Annotated in this window: 15 protein-coding genes; 13 read left to right on the top strand and 2 right to left on the bottom strand. The window is 41.7% G+C overall.

Annotated elements, in window-relative coordinates; genetic code table 11:
- Positions 1-49: 49 nt before the first annotated feature.
- Positions 50-1,255, bottom strand: a complete 1,206-nt coding sequence (locus QUF86_RS24655; RefSeq protein ID WP_289335973.1) for a nucleotidyltransferase — start codon at positions 1,253-1,255, stop codon at positions 50-52.
- Between the two features lie 218 nt (positions 1,256-1,473).
- Here QUF86_RS24655 and QUF86_RS24650 point away from each other — a divergent pair, with 218 nt between their 5' ends.
- From QUF86_RS24650 to QUF86_RS24635, 4 genes are all read left to right on the top strand, one after another.
- On the top strand, positions 1,474-1,995 hold the full coding sequence (locus QUF86_RS24650; RefSeq protein WP_048684570.1) for a YceD family protein: 522 nt from the start codon (positions 1,474-1,476) through the stop codon (positions 1,993-1,995).
- Positions 1,996-2,060: 65 nt separating this feature from the next.
- Positions 2,061-2,234, top strand: a complete 174-nt coding sequence (rpmF, locus tag QUF86_RS24645; RefSeq protein ID WP_034313929.1) for a 50S ribosomal protein L32 — start codon at positions 2,061-2,063, stop codon at positions 2,232-2,234.
- 149 nt (positions 2,235-2,383) lie between these two features.
- A complete protein-coding gene (locus QUF86_RS24640; protein ID WP_289335972.1) occupies positions 2,384-3,148 on the top strand; it encodes an enoyl-CoA hydratase/isomerase family protein in 765 nt (254 codons plus the stop codon).
- 78 nt (positions 3,149-3,226) lie between these two features.
- Positions 3,227-3,847, top strand: a complete 621-nt coding sequence (locus QUF86_RS24635) for an RsfA family transcriptional regulator (RefSeq protein WP_289317241.1) — start codon at positions 3,227-3,229, stop codon at positions 3,845-3,847.
- Positions 3,848-3,889: 42 nt separating this feature from the next.
- Here QUF86_RS24635 and QUF86_RS24630 read toward each other — a convergent pair whose 3' ends face one another.
- Positions 3,890-4,378 (bottom strand): N-acetyltransferase, encoded by a 489-nt coding sequence (locus tag QUF86_RS24630; protein ID WP_289317240.1) that lies wholly within the window; start codon positions 4,376-4,378, stop codon positions 3,890-3,892.
- A gap of 457 nt (positions 4,379-4,835) precedes the next feature.
- Between QUF86_RS24630 and QUF86_RS24625 the strand changes: the two genes are divergently transcribed.
- The 9 genes from QUF86_RS24625 to QUF86_RS24585 all read left to right on the top strand — a co-directional run bounded on the left by QUF86_RS24625 (position 4,836) and on the right by QUF86_RS24585 (position 15,832).
- Positions 4,836-5,720, top strand: coding sequence for a 2-dehydropantoate 2-reductase (locus tag QUF86_RS24625; RefSeq protein WP_289335971.1), 885 nt, complete (start codon positions 4,836-4,838; stop codon positions 5,718-5,720).
- 4 nt (positions 5,721-5,724) lie between these two features.
- Complete coding sequence (locus QUF86_RS24620) at positions 5,725-6,117, top strand: DUF3397 domain-containing protein (protein ID WP_289317238.1); 393 nt, start codon at positions 5,725-5,727, stop codon at positions 6,115-6,117.
- 110 nt (positions 6,118-6,227) lie between these two features.
- Entirely contained in the window at positions 6,228-7,856 is a 1,629-nt protein-coding gene (gene bshC / locus QUF86_RS24615; protein WP_289335970.1) for a bacillithiol biosynthesis cysteine-adding enzyme BshC, read from the top strand.
- A 341-nt stretch (positions 7,857-8,197) separates the two neighbouring features.
- On the top strand, positions 8,198-8,629 hold the full coding sequence (gene mraZ / locus QUF86_RS24610) for a division/cell wall cluster transcriptional repressor MraZ (RefSeq protein ID WP_053345229.1): 432 nt from the start codon (positions 8,198-8,200) through the stop codon (positions 8,627-8,629).
- Positions 8,630-8,681: 52 nt separating this feature from the next.
- A complete protein-coding gene (gene rsmH / locus QUF86_RS24605; RefSeq protein WP_289335969.1) occupies positions 8,682-9,614 on the top strand; it encodes a 16S rRNA (cytosine(1402)-N(4))-methyltransferase RsmH in 933 nt (310 codons plus the stop codon).
- Positions 9,615-9,647: 33 nt separating this feature from the next.
- The gene (ftsL, locus tag QUF86_RS24600) at positions 9,648-10,004 is read left to right on the top strand and encodes a cell division protein FtsL (protein ID WP_289335967.1); all 357 of its coding nucleotides are present in this window, start codon (positions 9,648-9,650) and stop codon (positions 10,002-10,004) included.
- Positions 10,005-10,006: 2 nt separating this feature from the next.
- Positions 10,007-12,163, top strand: coding sequence for a penicillin-binding protein (locus tag QUF86_RS24595; RefSeq protein WP_289335966.1), 2,157 nt, complete (start codon positions 10,007-10,009; stop codon positions 12,161-12,163).
- Between the two features lie 115 nt (positions 12,164-12,278).
- Positions 12,279-14,201, top strand: a complete 1,923-nt coding sequence (locus tag QUF86_RS24590) for a stage V sporulation protein D (RefSeq protein WP_289317233.1) — start codon at positions 12,279-12,281, stop codon at positions 14,199-14,201.
- 158 nt (positions 14,202-14,359) lie between these two features.
- On the top strand, positions 14,360-15,832 hold the full coding sequence (locus tag QUF86_RS24585; RefSeq protein WP_289335965.1) for a UDP-N-acetylmuramoyl-L-alanyl-D-glutamate--2,6-diaminopimelate ligase: 1,473 nt from the start codon (positions 14,360-14,362) through the stop codon (positions 15,830-15,832).
- Positions 15,833-15,875 lie beyond the last annotated feature (43 nt).

The following is a 15,875-nucleotide window of genomic DNA, read 5'->3' as shown; positions in this document are numbered from 1 at the left end:
GATTAGATTTTTACTCTTAAGGATGGACGGGCCAGGCTTAAACCATACTTCATTTGAAAATGATGGGGGATTCATATTCCCTTTTCATCAAGGCAGCTTGATGCGGTTCGGACAAGCCCAGTGCATACACCTGTGCCGCTCGCAAATCCGTATCGATCTCCTGCTTCTGATAGGACGAAAGTTTAGAAATGAGCGGGAGCGGTAAGCCTTTTTTTACAGTGCGCAGATATTCTTGTCCCCGGCCATTCATGCCAAGAAGTCTGATATAGGCTGGTTGGTCATTGTGAATCATCTGTTCCTTTAATGTATGGGTCAATATATGGACACACATCCGCTGTAGTCGTGTCCATGTGTAGCGTTTTGTCTTCAGAGTGGCCATGAATTCAGAAAAGCCCGAAGATTGTTTGGCCATTTCTTTTATTCGGTGTTCTATGCCTTCCTCAATTTCGTAAATCCCTGCCAATTCGGTTAAAGTAGAAGACAGGATTCTGTATTTTAACATGGGCCAATACATTTCCCAGTCATGTAAGGCATGGTAGTGCAATAAATATTGCTCTAGACCACTCATTGTCGGTTGAGGAATATAACTGGATACAGGATCCAATTTCTGGTGTTCATGGATGGCTTTGCGTATCCCCGTTGCGCTGGCAATAGGGTCTTGGGACAACTTTGTTTCATGGTATCCGGCAGCGACCCTTTGAATTGTATAAGGGCGAATGGAGTAGCCGTTTGAAATGGCAGCACTTACATATTCCTTTCCAAGAATATTATTTGGCTTCGTCAAATCCAATGCCGCATCACCATTGATGATCGATCGATAAGCCTGGGCAGCACTGGCCGGATAACTATTACCGGCATCCATAGCAGATTTAATGGCAGCATCGAATGCAGCGGAATTATCCGAAAGGATTCTGTGGGCGATGATGAATGGTTCAATTCTGCCATCTTCGCTTCCGAAGCAAAAGGAGTCACAGCCAAGGGATTCCAAAAGAGAGATAGATCCTTTTGCAAATATCTCCGCCTTCTGTGTCGCGAAAGCATAGGGAAGTTCGATGACAAGATCTATGCCGCCATTCAAGGCCATTTCGGCACGTGTCCACTTGCTGACGATAGCAGGCTCGCCACGCTGTAAAAAGGGCCCGCTCATAACTGCCACCACAACATCTGCCCCTGTTTTTTCTCTACTTTCTCTTGCATGTAAAACATGTCCATTGTGAAAAGGGTTATATTCGACAACTAAACCGCAAGCTTTCATTCGTTCACCTCAGAGAAAAACTTTGTATTTTTTAAACTTAGTGCTAAAATAGTATTTCAAGTAAAATTACTATAAGTAATCGTCTTGATTTTTTGTTTGAAATGATTCTTAAACTTGGACAATCAGTTAGGATGACTACATTATAGTGTAAAGAAAAAATATTGACAAACTTATAATTGAAAGCTATAATTATTTTTGTTGCCTTGAGGTGATTTCATTTGAAATGGACGATTAGTCAACTTCAAAAAATTCGGGACAAAGATTTACGGTTTGATGAACTGGTGGATGTCTTAGACATTAGAGAAAGAGACCCGCAAATTCGCGATGTCTCTCCGATTAGAGTAGCAGGAAGAGCTGATATCAGCTCGACCGAGATTACTTTTCACTTGCATCTTTCAGGTGAATTAACATTACCTTGCTCCCGTACACTGGTAGACGTTAAATATCCGATTGATATTGATACAAAGGAAACCTTTCTTTTAAAGGCAGATGGCACTGATTTCTACGGAGATGATGTCACTGTTGTGGAAGGTGACGTTGTAGACCTAATACCGGTAATTAAAGAAAATTTATTGCTAGAAATTCCGATGCAGGTTTTTTGTGAGGATGTCGATTCGAACGAAGCTGCTCCTCAATCTGGGAAAGACTGGGCTGTTATTTCTGAAGAAGAAAATGAGCATAAGGTTGATCCGAGATTTGCAAAGCTTGCCGACTTTTTTGACAACAATAAAGAATCTTGATTGGAACGAAAAATCGTTAATCCGATTTTTCCAGCTTTTTTATATTTTTTAAGGAGGTGGGAATAATGGCTGTACCTTTTAGAAGAACGTCGAAAACTGTAAAAAGAAAACGTCGTACGCACTTCAAGCTTCAAGTACCTGGTATGGTAGAATGCCCGAGCTGTGGTGGAATGACTCTTTCACATCACGTTTGTAAAGAATGTGGAACATATAAAGGAAAAGAAGTTGTCGCAAAATAATTTCTTGACCTACTTGAGAGCTTTGCTTTCTTGATGCAACACGCTAATCAAAGCGCAGAGATTTTTCTCTGTGCTTTTTTTACAAATATATTTGGCAGAATATTTTGAATTCATAGATGTTTGATGATAATTTTGGAGAAGGTGTTTACGTGAATCAGGTGATTAAGGTTGAAAAGGATAAACGCGGTTTCATGAAGGTACTATTTAATAGACCGGAGAAAAGGAATGCCGTGAATTATCAATTTATGAACGAACTTGAGTCGATATTGTCAGAAGCGGCACACGATGACGAAATTAAGTTGCTGGTCCTTACAGGGGTGGGCTCTGAGGCTTTCTGTTCAGGTGGGGATCTAAGTGAATTCCAAGATTTGCATACAGAAGCAGAAGCCTTTACTATGTTATCGAAAATGGGTGAAATTCTTTATAAACTAGCAGTATTTCCAAAACCAACATTAGCGCTCATCAATGGAAGTGCTGTCGGCGGGGGATGCGAAATAGCGACAGCATGTGATTTTAGATTGGCAAAGAGCGGAGTCAAGCTCGGGTTTGTACAGGGAACTCTAGGAATCACGACAGGATGGGGTGGAGCTTCACTTTTACTTGAAAAAATACCAGAGCAAAAAGCGCTAAAGCTATTATTGGATGCAAAAGTACATAAAGCTGAGGAAGCGAAGGAATTTGGTTTTGTAGATGAGATAGTCGGAGAAGGTATGGATGGATGGGAAAGTTTCGCAGAAGATTTTCTTCGCCATGAGACTGGGGTATTGATGGCTTATAAAAGATTGTTGGTCCATAAATGGCAAGGCAGCGGACTTAAAGGAAGAATGGATGCGGAAATTCGGGAATGTTCTAAACTGTGGGCGAGTGATGAGCACCATGCTGCAGTCGATCGTTTTTTAAATAAGAAAAAATAAATATTACACGCTCTATATATCTTCTATCTTTCCTAGCATGTGCATATTATGAATTAAAACTTGCTGGGAGGTAGAGAGATGTCGATTGCGAGACAAGATGCATGGACTCACGATGAGGATCTTTTGTTGGCTGAAGTGGTGCTAAGGCATATACGAGAAGGAAGTACACAATTAAAGGCGTTTGAAGAAGTGGGGAAACAGTTATCGAGGACATCGGCTGCATGTGGATTCCGTTGGAATTCATTTGTAAGGAAGCAATATAAGTCAGGGATAGAGCTGGCGAAGAAACAAAGGAAAGAACAGGTAGTCATTGATCCTGATGTGGAAAGGGATTCCAGTGCAGTGGTGGAAAATAACACTATTGAACAAAAGACGCCACAGCAGGAAGAAAATGAATCTATTACCCTCCAGGAAGTTATATTATATTTAACCAAAATGGATGAATTCTTTCAGCTAGATAATAAGGAAAAAGAACGGATTTCTGAGCGGTCCCTATTCCTTGAACGGGAAAATGTCCGATTAAAGGAAGAAAATGCCCTGCTTAAAGAAAACCTGAAAGCGGTAGAGGAAGATTATCGTGCCTTGATGCAGATAATGGAGCGTGCAAGAAAGCTAAGTGTACAAGAGGACGAAAAGATGAATCCTAAGGTGAGTTTCCAAATGGATAAAAACGGCAATTTAGAGAGGGTCAATAAATAAAAAATGCGGGTGGGAAAATCCGCCCGCATTTTCTTCATTTCCTTATTCTTGTGTATCCATTTCTTTATTTTCTTGTTCTGTAAATGGGCTCCAAATCAGCGGGTTTTCTCCAAGGTCCCTGTCCATATCGTAGGAAACTGCAGAAAATTCCATCTTTTTCCAAAAGTCCTGTGAATGAACTCGTGGGTTGGTTTTGATAGGCATGTTCAGGCTTTTGGCGAATTCGACTAAAGCTCTTCCATAACCTTTTTTCTGATAGTTAGGCAGGACTTCAAGTTTCCAAAGAACAAGGAAGTCCCTTGAATTGTCAAAATACTGGTCAAATTTAGCACTTCTTTTATACAGGCTCATCCGGGCTACAAGTTTGTCGCCATAAAAGATTCCGTAAAAAGGTGATTGGCTGTCATTTTCAATGATGTTACCCTCTAAATCATCTAGCATTGACAGTTCCTGTATCCCGTATTCTTTGAATTTTTTGAATTCCTCAAGCGTTTTAAAATTTACAAGTAATCGTTCCACCTTGTATTCCATAAAAAAGCTCCCCCTTAATTCTGATAAACCTCTTCCGATAATACCCATTGAAAGTCATCCCACTGATCTTTACCCTGTGGAATTCCAGCTTAGGCTAAATCTAGAATGTCATCGACCGATTTATCCTTGCTGACTAAATGCTTACAGCCTTTTATCCCCCGCCCTATTCCCTTCGATTTCTCGTCGGTTGAGATTGGAGGTATCTTTTGTTCCTATAAAGTCTAAAGAATGGCTAAGCTTTTCGTATCTAATATACCATTAAATTACCGCTTTAAGAAGAAAATATATCTTCATTGGCGCATTAATGGGATTTTATTGCGAGCGTGTTGATGGGCAGGCTAGATCATTCAATCTGATTAGCGGCGTTTTCTATAGTTATTGATGTGAAAATTGATGCAAGATAAAAAAGATAATGTGATAAAATAGTAAATATATTTAAAAAGTAAGGAAGGGTAATATGAGAATTGGAATCATTGGTGGAGGGGCTATCGGGCTTCTGTTTGCGTCTCATTTGAGTGAAAAACATAGAGTGACTCTCTATACCCATACTGAGGATCAGGCCTCGATCATCAATCGTGATGGTATCCGTCTTATTGAGGATGGTGAAAGCCGGCTGCTGACAGGCATCATTTCGAAGGGCTTGGATGAGGGGATATCCGGTGAGGATCTTCTTATAGTGGCTGTCAAGCAATATCACCTGCCGCAAATACTGCCTTGGATCAATGGTATTCAGGTTCCCTTGCTATTCTTGCAGAATGGCTTTGGGCATATTTCTTATTTAAAGAGGCTTCAATCCCCAGCCATCTATTTGGGGGTAGTAGAGCATGGGGCAATGAAACATGACGGGAACACCGTGGAGCATACAGGGCTCGGCATTACAAGGATCGCTTCCTTTAAAGGGGAACTTGAACAACTCTCCTTAGTGAATGGAAGGATCGATCATTTTCCCTTTAAAAAGAGTGAGGACTATCACTCGATGCTGATGGATAAGCTTGTCGTCAATGCGGTGATAAATCCATTAACAGCGATACTTGAAGTTGAAAATGGTGGTTTGATCACAAATGCTTTTTACTATCAATTGTTTCAAGACCTTTTTGAAGAAATTTCCGATATTTTGGAAGTGCGAAATAAAACAGAGTCATTTGAACATGTGAAATCCGTTTGTATGGCGACAGCGGAAAATCGATCATCGATGCTAAAAGATTTAGAAAATGGCCGTAGAACGGAAATTGATGCTATTTTGGGTCATGTCCTCTCGGAGGCAAAGAGTAAAGGGAAAAGTGATTGCCTGACGTCTTCTCTATATAGGATGGTCAAAGGAAAAGAGTCTCAGGGGGGATGAGGGTGTGCCGAACGTAGTTTCGAGCCTTGCCGCGATATTTATTACCCTGCCATTCGTAGGGTATATACTTTTTTTTATAAGTGCCAAACAATTCACTGGTAACCATAGGCGCTCCGTTCAATTTGCAATGGACATGAGTACGCTGCTGTTCGTAATATCCGTCCATTATTTGATCATTACAATTTGGGATAAGCAAATTCTTTGGGTGATCATGCTCATCATGCTCATCAACGCATGCGCGGTGGTCCTTGTCCATTACAAGGTGAAAGAAGAAATCATTTTCCATAAGGTATTAAAGGGTTTTTGGAGAGTGAATTTCGCCTTCTTTTTCGTTGCATACCTTCTATTATTTTCCATCGGTGTTATTACAAGTATTACTAAGATATTGACTACATAACATAGTACAACGCATCAATTTTCTGCTGCTGGGCAACTTCTTTTGTTTTCTTAAACGGGAATGTTATACTCTAAAAAGAATTGTAGTTGGCAGAGAAAGGGAGAACAGAAATGGAGATGAAAGATCTCGCGTTACCATCTTTAAACCGTTTTGCATCGGACTATTTACAAAACCGTCTTGAAACAGAGGATTATTTTCACTATGACTTGTCTAAGCCTGACATTTATCGCAATAGATATGATGAATTGATGAACCGCTCTTTTTTACGTGATGAATTGTCGGATTACATAAAACAATACATGTCTCGTTTTTCATGCAATGATGCCGTTAAGGGAAATATTGAAAGGTTGCGCAGGGATGATTCCGTGGTTGTGATTGGAGGACAGCAGGCTGGGTTATTATCCGGGCCGCTGTATACCATTCATAAAGTGATTTCGATTATTAAGCTTGCGGAAGAACAGGAAAAAGAACTGGGGCAGCCAGTCATTCCAGTTTTTTGGATAGCTGGAGAAGATCATGATTTGGCTGAAGTCAATCATGTTCATGTTATGAAAAACGGAAAACCCTACAAAAAAACCTATCCTTCCTATCAGCCGTATAAAACAATGGTTTCTGATGTGGAACTGGAAACGGAAAAGGCAGAGAAGTGGTTCGAAGAAATCATTGAAACATATGGTGAAACTGCCTTTACGAATAAACTCCTGTTTGATATGAAGGAAACCATTAGGCAATCGAAGACCTTCGTCGACTTCTTCGCCAGGTTGATACATGAGTGGTTCAAAGAATATGGCCTTTTACTAGTTGATGCTGGAGATCCGGAATTAAGGCAAATCGAGAAGGACTACTTTGAATCGATGGTTAATAAAAGTGAACGGATTGCTAAATTGGTTGAGGAACAACAATCATTCATGCATGCTAAAGGGTATGCAAAAATGATAGAAATGGATAAACAGGCAGCGAATTTATTTTATTATGATCCAGAAAAAAAAGATCGATGTTTACTCGAGCGTGTGGACGGCGGCTTCAGCGGGAAAAATGGTGAGGTATCATTTACCTGGCAGGAACTCCTGCAGATAGCCAAAAATCATCCAGAACGATTAAGCAACAATGTCATTACACGTCCGCTTATGCAAGAAATGCTTTTCCCTGTATTGGCTTTCGTTTCTGGGCCAGGGGAAATAGCCTATTGGGCAGAATTAAAACAGGCATTTGAGTTATTTTCCATGAAGATGCCACCAATCATTCCTAGGTTAAACATCACGCTTGTAGAGCGTAGTGTCCATACGGATCTTGAAGAAATGGGACTCAGTTTGGAAACTGTTCTGACAGAAGGAACCGCTAATGCTGTAAAAAGTTACCTCGATTCCGTGAAAGATGAGACGATTGACAGCCTGTTCGGGACGCTGAAATCACAGCTTGAAGAGAACCATGAAAAGCTTTTTGTCCACGCGGTCTCTTTAGATAGAGGACTTGAACCGATGTTGAACAAAAACATCGAATTCATCCAAAAGCAATTGGATTTCATGTATGGGAAAATCGGTGACCGAACAAAGGAACGTCATTCGGTGATATTGAAGAAATATGAACGGATAGCAAATTCGCTGTATCCCCTAGGATCACCCCAGGAGAGGATTTGGAATGTTTTTTATTACCTGAATCAATATGGGCCAGAGTTCATTCAGGATATCATGAAACTGGAATACCGGTTCAATAATCAGCATAAATTGATATTCATGTAGAAAAACCATCCGTTTGGGGAAAAGTGGTGGACCAAACATATTGAATAAGGGTTCCCACTTTCCTATCCTGACGGAGGGTTGAAAAGTGGAAAAAAGACAGGTGCTAAAGCCTGTCTTTTTTTCTGGTTACAGGCATTTGACAGGCAGTGCTTCGACAGTAATAGTGGGACTGCGTCGTAGTCTGAGTCCATTCGAGCGAAATGCAGATTTCTTTAAATAAATTGGCTAAATAAACTTAAGTAGAAAAGGAGGGAATTTTTACTTGGAAGGAGAAAGTAAAAACAAGTGGAGAAAGGTGGGGGATTGTGGTACATTGAGATTAGAATGTGGGGGTAATGGGTATGTTCATGGGAGAGTACCATCATAACATCGATATAAAGGGCCGTTTGATAGTCCCAGTGAAATTCAGGGACAATCTAGGGGAGCAATTTGTCCTTACCCGCGGACTCGATCAATGTTTATTTGGTTACCCTATGGAAGAGTGGAAGCTGCTTGAAGAAAAGCTGAAAGCCCTGCCTTTAACAAAAAAAGATGCCCGAGCCTTTACCCGTTTTTTCTTTTCTGCAGCTACAGAATGCGAAATTGATAAACAAGGGCGAATTAATATCCCCACGCCGCTTACTTCATATGGCCAATTGGAAAAAGAATGTGTAATTCTTGGTGTTACCAATCGTATTGAGATTTGGAGCAAATCCCTTTGGGAAAACTATTTTTCAGCTTCGGAGGATTCTTTCGCTGAGATAGCAGAAAATATGATTGGTTTTGATATTTAAGGCTGCCCTCAGAAATAGAGTCACTCAATAACCGATTGGAAGGATGTCTAGCATGTTTCAACATACAACAGTGTTATTAAAAGAGACGGTTGATGGATTGAACATCAAACCTGATGGAATTTATGTGGATTGTACTTTAGGAGGAGCCGGTCACAGCGAATACTTACTTTCACAGCTCTCTGACAAGGGCAGGCTTTATGCTTTTGATCAGGACGAAACGGCGATTCGGAATGCTAAGGAAAAATTGGAAAACTATGGCGATCGCATTGTTCTTGTTCCTAATAATTTTAAATACTTAAAAGAAGAGTTGAATGCCCGGGGAATAGAAAAAGTGGACGGGATTCTTTATGATTTAGGTGTATCATCCCCGCAATTGGACACACCGGAGCGCGGTTTCAGTTATAACCATGATGCCCCTTTAGATATGAGGATGGACCAAAGTGCTGCAATTTCTGCCTATGATGTCGTGAATAACTGGTCATTCCATGATTTGCTGAGAATTTTCTTTCAATATGGAGAAGAAAAGTTTTCGAAGCAAATCGCTAGGAAAATTGAAGCGGCACGTGAAATAAAACCGATTGAAACGACGTTTGAGCTTGTTGAGTTGATTAAGGATGGGATACCGGCCCCGGCAAGACGTAAAGGCGGACACCCTGCGAAAAGAGTATTCCAAGCAATAAGAATCGCTGTGAATGATGAACTTGGTGTCTTTGAAGATTCGTTAGAGCAAGCTATATCGCTATTGGATAAAGAAGGAAGAATATCTGTCATTACATTCCATTCGCTTGAAGATAGAATTTGTAAAACGGTATTTAAAAAAGCGAGTGCCCTTCCAGACCTTCCGCCTGGACTTCCAATTATCCCGGATGAATTCAAACCATCCATGAAAATAATAACGAGAAAACCGATATTACCTTCAGAAGAAGAATTGGAAGGGAATAATCGTTCCCGATCGGCTAAACTAAGAATCGCCGAAAAGCAATAATTACAGAAAAAAAATCAGTAAGGGGGAACATGAATGAGTTCCATAGCCAAAAAAATGCAAGAACAGCAATATGAAGACCAACAACAGCAACAAGCACATCAAACAGTGGTCATCCGTAAAGCGAAGATATCCATTGGTGAAGTTTTCTTACTATGTGCCCTTGCTATAATGGTTACCTTTATGGGAGTGAAGATAGTCTCTAATCAAGCGGCAATTTATGAAACGAATAAAGAAATCCAGCTAGTGGAAAGTTCAATTGAAGAACAGGGTAAAGTGAATGATGATTTGAAAGTGCAGGTTGCTGAACTTAGTACATACGAAAGAATTTGGAAAAAAGCTGCAGCGCTAGGGTTCAAGTTAAATGAGAATAATGTGAAGGGTGTGCAGTGATAATGCAGAAACAAAAAAATATGAAGCATGGGGCAGCCGGATTATTCTTCTTATTCGGCCTGCTCTTTTTTGTATTAGTCTGCCGCTTTTTGTATATTCAGGTAACAGGTACAGCAGGCGGGGAGGTACTGGCTTCGAAAATCGACAAGAAATATGAAAAGAAACAGGTCATAGAAGCAAAAAGGGGAAGCATACTCGACACAAAAGGTGATGTCATCGCCGAGGATACTTCCTCCTATATTTTAAGGGCTGTACTCAGTGAAAAGGAACCAGAGCATGTCAAAGATCCTGAGATGACCGCGAACAAGCTTGCAAAATATATCGACATGGATGAACAGGACATCTATGAAAGACTTACGAAAAAAAAGGCATACCAGGTAGAGTTTGGCAGTGCTGGCAAGGATTTGACTCAGGTCGTCAAGCAGAATATAGAAAAACTGGAACTGCCGGGAATTACATTTGGAAGAACCAATAAACGTTTTTATCCTAATGGGATTTTCGCATCCCATCTGATTGGTTATGTAGAAAAAGATGAAGTAACGGGAGAAATGGCCGGTAAGTTCGGCATTGAAAAGTACCTCGATAAAGAATTGCAGGAAACGGACGGGAAGCTTACATATGACAGTGACTCATGGGGACTGCTTTTACCGGATTCAAAGGAAAAGGTGGTTGCTCCGGATAATGGCAGTGATGTCATGCTTACCATCGATAAGAAAATACAAACGTTCCTGGAAGATTCGATGAGCAAAGTGCAAGCAAAATACGATCCCGAGCAAATCATAGCGATTGTGTCCAACCCCAAAACGGGGGAGATTGTCGCGATGGGGCAAAGGCCTACCTTCCATCCGACAACGAAAGTGGGGCTTACGGATACATGGCGTAACCTGGCTATTGAAGAAAGCTTCGAACCGGGATCAACCATGAAAACATTCACCCTTGCCGCGGCTGTTGAGGAAGGGGTCTTTAATCCAAACGAAAGTTTTGTCGCGGGAACCTATAAAGCCGGATCGGGCAAAATCGGTGATCATAGCGGAATCGAAAGAGGGAAGAGCATGACCTTTCTGGAAGGGGTTCAACGTTCTTCAAACGTCGCATTTGCCACTCTTGCAATGGATAAGATCGGAGCGGATACTTTTCGTGAGTATTTGACTAAGTTCGGTTTCGATAAAAAAACGGGAATTGACCTGCCGAACGAGATAACCGGTAAAATTCAATACAAGTATAAGCTTGAAAAAGTTACTACTTCCTTTGGACAAGGTTCGACCGTTACGCCGATTCAACAGATCCAAGCTGCATCCGCAATAGCCAATGACGGAAAAATGATGCGGCCGTACGTGATAAAAAGCATTTCCGATCAGGATACCGGGAAAGTTTTGAAAACGACAAAGCCGAAAGTGACAGGGGAACCGATTTCGGCAGAAACTGCAAAACAAGTCCGTGATTATTTGGAAACGGTGATTTCCGCGAAAAAAGGAACAGGGAAAAAATATGCCATTGATGGATATGAAGTAGCGGGGAAAACCGGTACTGCACAAATTGCGGGCCCGACAGGTAGATATTTAGAAGGAAAAAATAACTATGTATTCTCCTTTTTAGGTATGGCTCCAAAAGATGATCCGCAGTTGGTCATTTATGTGGCGGTCAAGCAGCCGAAGTTAGGTGTATCTTATGTTGGGGCTGATCCGTTATCAGAGATATTTAATCCTGTCATGCAAAATAGCCTGCAATATCTAAACATCAAACCTTCTGATGTTAAAAAACAAAAAGCAAATAAAATCGTTGACTATACGAACCAGACCGAGAGTTCGGCGGTCGCAGAACTGAAGGAACTTGGCTATGATGTAAGTACGATCGGGAGTGGACGTAAAGTGCTCGATCAATCCCCAAAAGCAGGGAGTATACTCTTACAGGGTGAAAAAATAATCCTGAGGACCGAAGGCGAAATGAAAGTTCCGGAGATGAAGGGATGGTCCTTGCGCGATGTCATGAAATTAGCTAAGGTTGCAAAACTGGATCTGAAAACTAAAGGAACTGGTTATGTGAGTAAACAGAGTCTCGGGGCCGGAAAAAAGGTGAAGGAAGGAGATACCTTCAATATTGAATTATCCCAGCCTGAAGGGGCTGCTGAAGATATACAGACAAATGAGAAAACAGAGTGAAAATAACGATGGGGGTCCATTTGGACACCCATCGTTATTTTTTTGAATGTTTCTTAGTCTAGCAACGAGTAGACAAGCATATATTGAAGCATGTATGAAATGGAGGTGCCTGTTTTTGCGTGTTTCGAATGTTACTGTCCGAAAACGGCTGGCAATCGCATTGGCAGTAGGTATCGTTGTTTTTTTTATCATTGATATCCGTTTGGGAATTGTGCAGTTTTATCTAGGGGATAAGTTGACGGGGCTGGCTAAAGATTCCTGGAGCAGGAATATTCCTTTTGAAGCCAAACGAGGAGAAATTCTGGATCGGAATGGTGTCGAGCTGGCAACGAATATATCCGCGCCAACAGTCTATGTCATCCCAAGACAGATTGAGAATCCTGGGGAGACGGCGGAACAGCTTGCTTCAATATTGGATATGACAAAGGAAAAGGCTTATCAATGGTTAACGAAACAGTCGATGAGCGTCAGAATTCCGGAAGGCAGAAAGATATCTCATGAAAAGGCGAAGGAAATTAAAGCATTAGGGATAAAGGGCGTTTATATCGCTGAAGATTCAAAGCGCCATTACCCCTTTGGTGAATATCTTTCGCATGTTCTTGGCTTTACGGGATCTGATAATCAAGGGCTGATGGGTATTGAATTGTCTTATGATAAGGAACTGAGTGGGGAAAGAGGATTTGTTAAATTTTATTCTGATGCGAAAGGGAAAAGGCTTGAAAATATGGCAGATGACTATAAGCCTCCTGTTGACGGTGATAACCTGAAGCTTACGATCGATAGCAAAATCCAGACAATCGTGGAGAGGGAGCTCGATAATGCGGAGGCCACATATAATCCCGATGGTATTATTGCCATTGCCATGGACCCGAATACAGGGGAAATATTGGCAATGTCGAGCAGGCCAACTTTTGATCCAGCCAATTTTCAAAATGTACCTTCAGAAGTGTATAATCGCAATTTACCAGTTTGGAGTATTTATGAACCAGGTTCAACCTTTAAGATCATCACGCTTGCTGCAGCGCTGGAGGAAGGGAAGGTCGACTTACAAAAGGAACATTTTTATGATTCAGGACATGTGGAAGTGTCAGGGTCTACACTGCATTGCTGGAAAAGGGGAGGACATGGGGACCAAACTTTTCTTGAAGTCGTCGAGAACTCATGTAACCCTGGTTTTGTAGAATTAGGGAACCGGCTTGGTAAAGACAAGCTGTTTAAATATATAAATGATTTCGGTTTTGGGCAAAAGACGGGGATTGATTTAACCGGAGAAGGAAAAGGAATCATGTTCAATATGGATCGAGTGGGTCCGGTTGAGCAGGCAACCACTGCGTTTGGACAAGGTGTTGCCGTAACGCCCATTCAGCAGGTGACAGCGGTGTCGGCGGCCGTGAATGGGGGGACTTTGTATACACCTTATATCGCAAAGGAACTGGTGAATCCAAAAAATGGGGAAGTGCTGATGCGAAAGACCCCACAGGCGAAGAAAAAGGTGATTTCAGAAGCAACCTCGAAGAAAGTCCGTGAAGCACTTGAATCCGTTGTTGCTCAAGGGAGCGGTAAAGGAGCATTCGTGGAGTCGTACCGAGTTGGTGGGAAGACGGGTACAGCCCAAAAAGCTGAAAATGGCCGATACCTTGAAAATAATTATATTCTCTCATTCATTGGTGTCGCTCCAGCGGATGATCCGCAAATCGTCGTCTATATAGCTGTGGATAATCCGAAAGGAACGGTACAATTCGGCGGGGTCGTTGCAGCACCGATCGTTGGGAATATCATGGAGGATTCACTTAGGGCCATGGACGTCAAGCCAAGAAAAAACCAGATTGAGAAGGAAACGGTCTGGACGGATCCCGTCATGGTCGAGGTACCTGACGTTGTTGGACTTAGTAAAAAAGAGTTGCAAACACAGCTCATCGATCTTAAGCTGGATATTGCCGGTAATGGGGATAAAGTCATAAATCAAGCACCGGATCCAGGTGTTAAAGTAAAACAAGGCTCTACAATAAGAATTTATCTTGGCGAAAATACAGAATAAGTATAATATAATAGATGAATAGTTAAAGCGGCTGAAGAATCATCAGCCGCTTTGTTTACGGAGTCGTGAAAACCCCGTATAATTGAAATTGGTTTCTCGACAAGCCAAGGCTAATCACATATAATGAATCCTCAAATTAAGTTGAGAGGGATGGAAAAATGAAGCTTCACAAATTACTATCTTATTTAAACTCCTTATTTACGTATGAAGGAGAAAATCCTGAAATCACCTCCATAGAAAATGATAACCGTAAAGTCATAGACGGAAGTTTATTTGTTTGTATAAAAGGTTATACAGTCGATGGTCATGATTTTGCCCAACTCGCTGTAGAACATGGAGCTGCAGCAGTCATTGCGGAAAGGCCGCTTGAACTCGATGTTCCTGTGATCGTTGTCAGGGATTCAAGCAGGGCGATGGCCGTGCTTGCCGATGCATTTTATGGACATCCGACTCAAAAGATGCGTTTGATTGGAATTACAGGAACGAATGGAAAAACGACGACCAGTCACTTATTGGAAAAGATTTTCGAGGATCGACATGAAAAAACAGGACTGATTGGCACGATGTATACAAAAATTGCCGATACGGTATATGAAACTAAGAACACGACGCCAGATAGCGTTACGCTCCAGAAGGCTTTTCATGAAATGGCCGAAGCGTCTGTCTCCACTGCCATTATGGAAGTTTCTTCGCATGCACTTGAACTTGGGCGCGTCCATGGCTGTGATTATGATATTGCCGTTTTTACGAATCTCACACAGGATCATTTGGACTTCCATAAATCCATGGACAGATACAGGCAGGCGAAATCCTTATTTTTCTCACAGCTCGGCAATGCTTACATAGAGAATCGTCCTAAATATGCTGTGCTTAATGCTGATGATGAGGCAACAGCTGATTTCATTAAAGCGACTGCTGCTACAGTCGTTACTTACGGCATCGACAAAGAAGCGGATATCAGGGCGAAGGATATAAAAATTGATGCAAAAGGAACATCGTTCACCTTGACAGCAGGTAAAGAAGAGCGTTACATTCAGCTGAAGCTAATTGGTAAATTCAGTGTTTACAATGTACTCTCAGCCATCTCTGCTGCTCTGTGCGCCGGTAACGATCTAGATGAGACCATTAAATCCATCGAGGAAATAAATGGTGTTGCAGGCCGTTTTGAACTCATTACAGCGAATCAGGCCTTCCCGGTCATAGTTGACTATGCCCATACACCGGACAGTTTAGAAAATGTTTTAAGAACTGTTGGTGAGTTTGCTCAAAAGAAAATCTTTGTGATAGTGGGCTGCGGTGGGGACCGAGACAAGACAAAACGTCCTATCATGGCCGAAATTGCATGCAGCTTGGCGACTGACGCGATTTTCACCTCGGATAATCCACGCAGTGAAGATGCTGCCCAGATCCTGCGGGATATGGAAACTGGCGTAGCAGGCAAAGAATATACGGTAATTGAAGACCGTAGGCAGGCGATTGCTTATGCTGTTTCCAAGGCGGAAGAGGGCGACGTTATATTAATAGCTGGAAAAGGTCATGAAACATATCAATTGGTCGGTGACGAAGTACTTCACTTCGATGACCGTGAAGAAGCAAAAAAGGCGATTCAAAGTCGTTTGGGTTCAGTTTGAACAATCGGTGAATGAATTTGCCCTGCTGCAAATAAGAAAAGAC

The sequence above is a fragment of the Peribacillus sp. NJ11 genome, from assembly GCF_030348405.1.
Taxonomy (GTDB): Bacteria; Bacillota; Bacilli; order Bacillales; family DSM-1321; genus Peribacillus.
The sequence above is the reverse complement of the archived record's forward strand: the minus strand, read 5'-3'. Positions and strand labels throughout refer to the sequence as shown.

Coding starts and splice junctions, on each gene's coding strand:
- QUF86_RS24625 (WP_289335971.1), top strand. CDS start 4,836: ATGAGAATTGGAATCATTGGTGGAGGGGCTATCGGGCTTCTGTTTGCG.
- QUF86_RS24655 (WP_289335973.1), bottom strand. CDS start 1,255: ATGAAAGCTTGCGGTTTAGTTGTCGAATATAACCCTTTTCACAATGGA.
- QUF86_RS24630 (WP_289317240.1), bottom strand. CDS start 4,378: ATGGAATACAAGGTGGAACGATTACTTGTAAATTTTAAAACGCTTGAG.
- QUF86_RS24635 (WP_289317241.1), top strand. CDS start 3,227: ATGTCGATTGCGAGACAAGATGCATGGACTCACGATGAGGATCTTTTG.
- rpmF (WP_034313929.1), top strand. CDS start 2,061: ATGGCTGTACCTTTTAGAAGAACGTCGAAAACTGTAAAAAGAAAACGT.
- mraZ (WP_053345229.1), top strand. CDS start 8,198: ATGTTCATGGGAGAGTACCATCATAACATCGATATAAAGGGCCGTTTG.
- QUF86_RS24585 (WP_289335965.1), top strand. CDS start 14,360: ATGAAGCTTCACAAATTACTATCTTATTTAAACTCCTTATTTACGTAT.
- rsmH (WP_289335969.1), top strand. CDS start 8,682: ATGTTTCAACATACAACAGTGTTATTAAAAGAGACGGTTGATGGATTG.
- ftsL (WP_289335967.1), top strand. CDS start 9,648: ATGAGTTCCATAGCCAAAAAAATGCAAGAACAGCAATATGAAGACCAA.
- bshC (WP_289335970.1), top strand. CDS start 6,228: ATGGAGATGAAAGATCTCGCGTTACCATCTTTAAACCGTTTTGCATCG.
- QUF86_RS24595 (WP_289335966.1), top strand. CDS start 10,007: ATGCAGAAACAAAAAAATATGAAGCATGGGGCAGCCGGATTATTCTTC.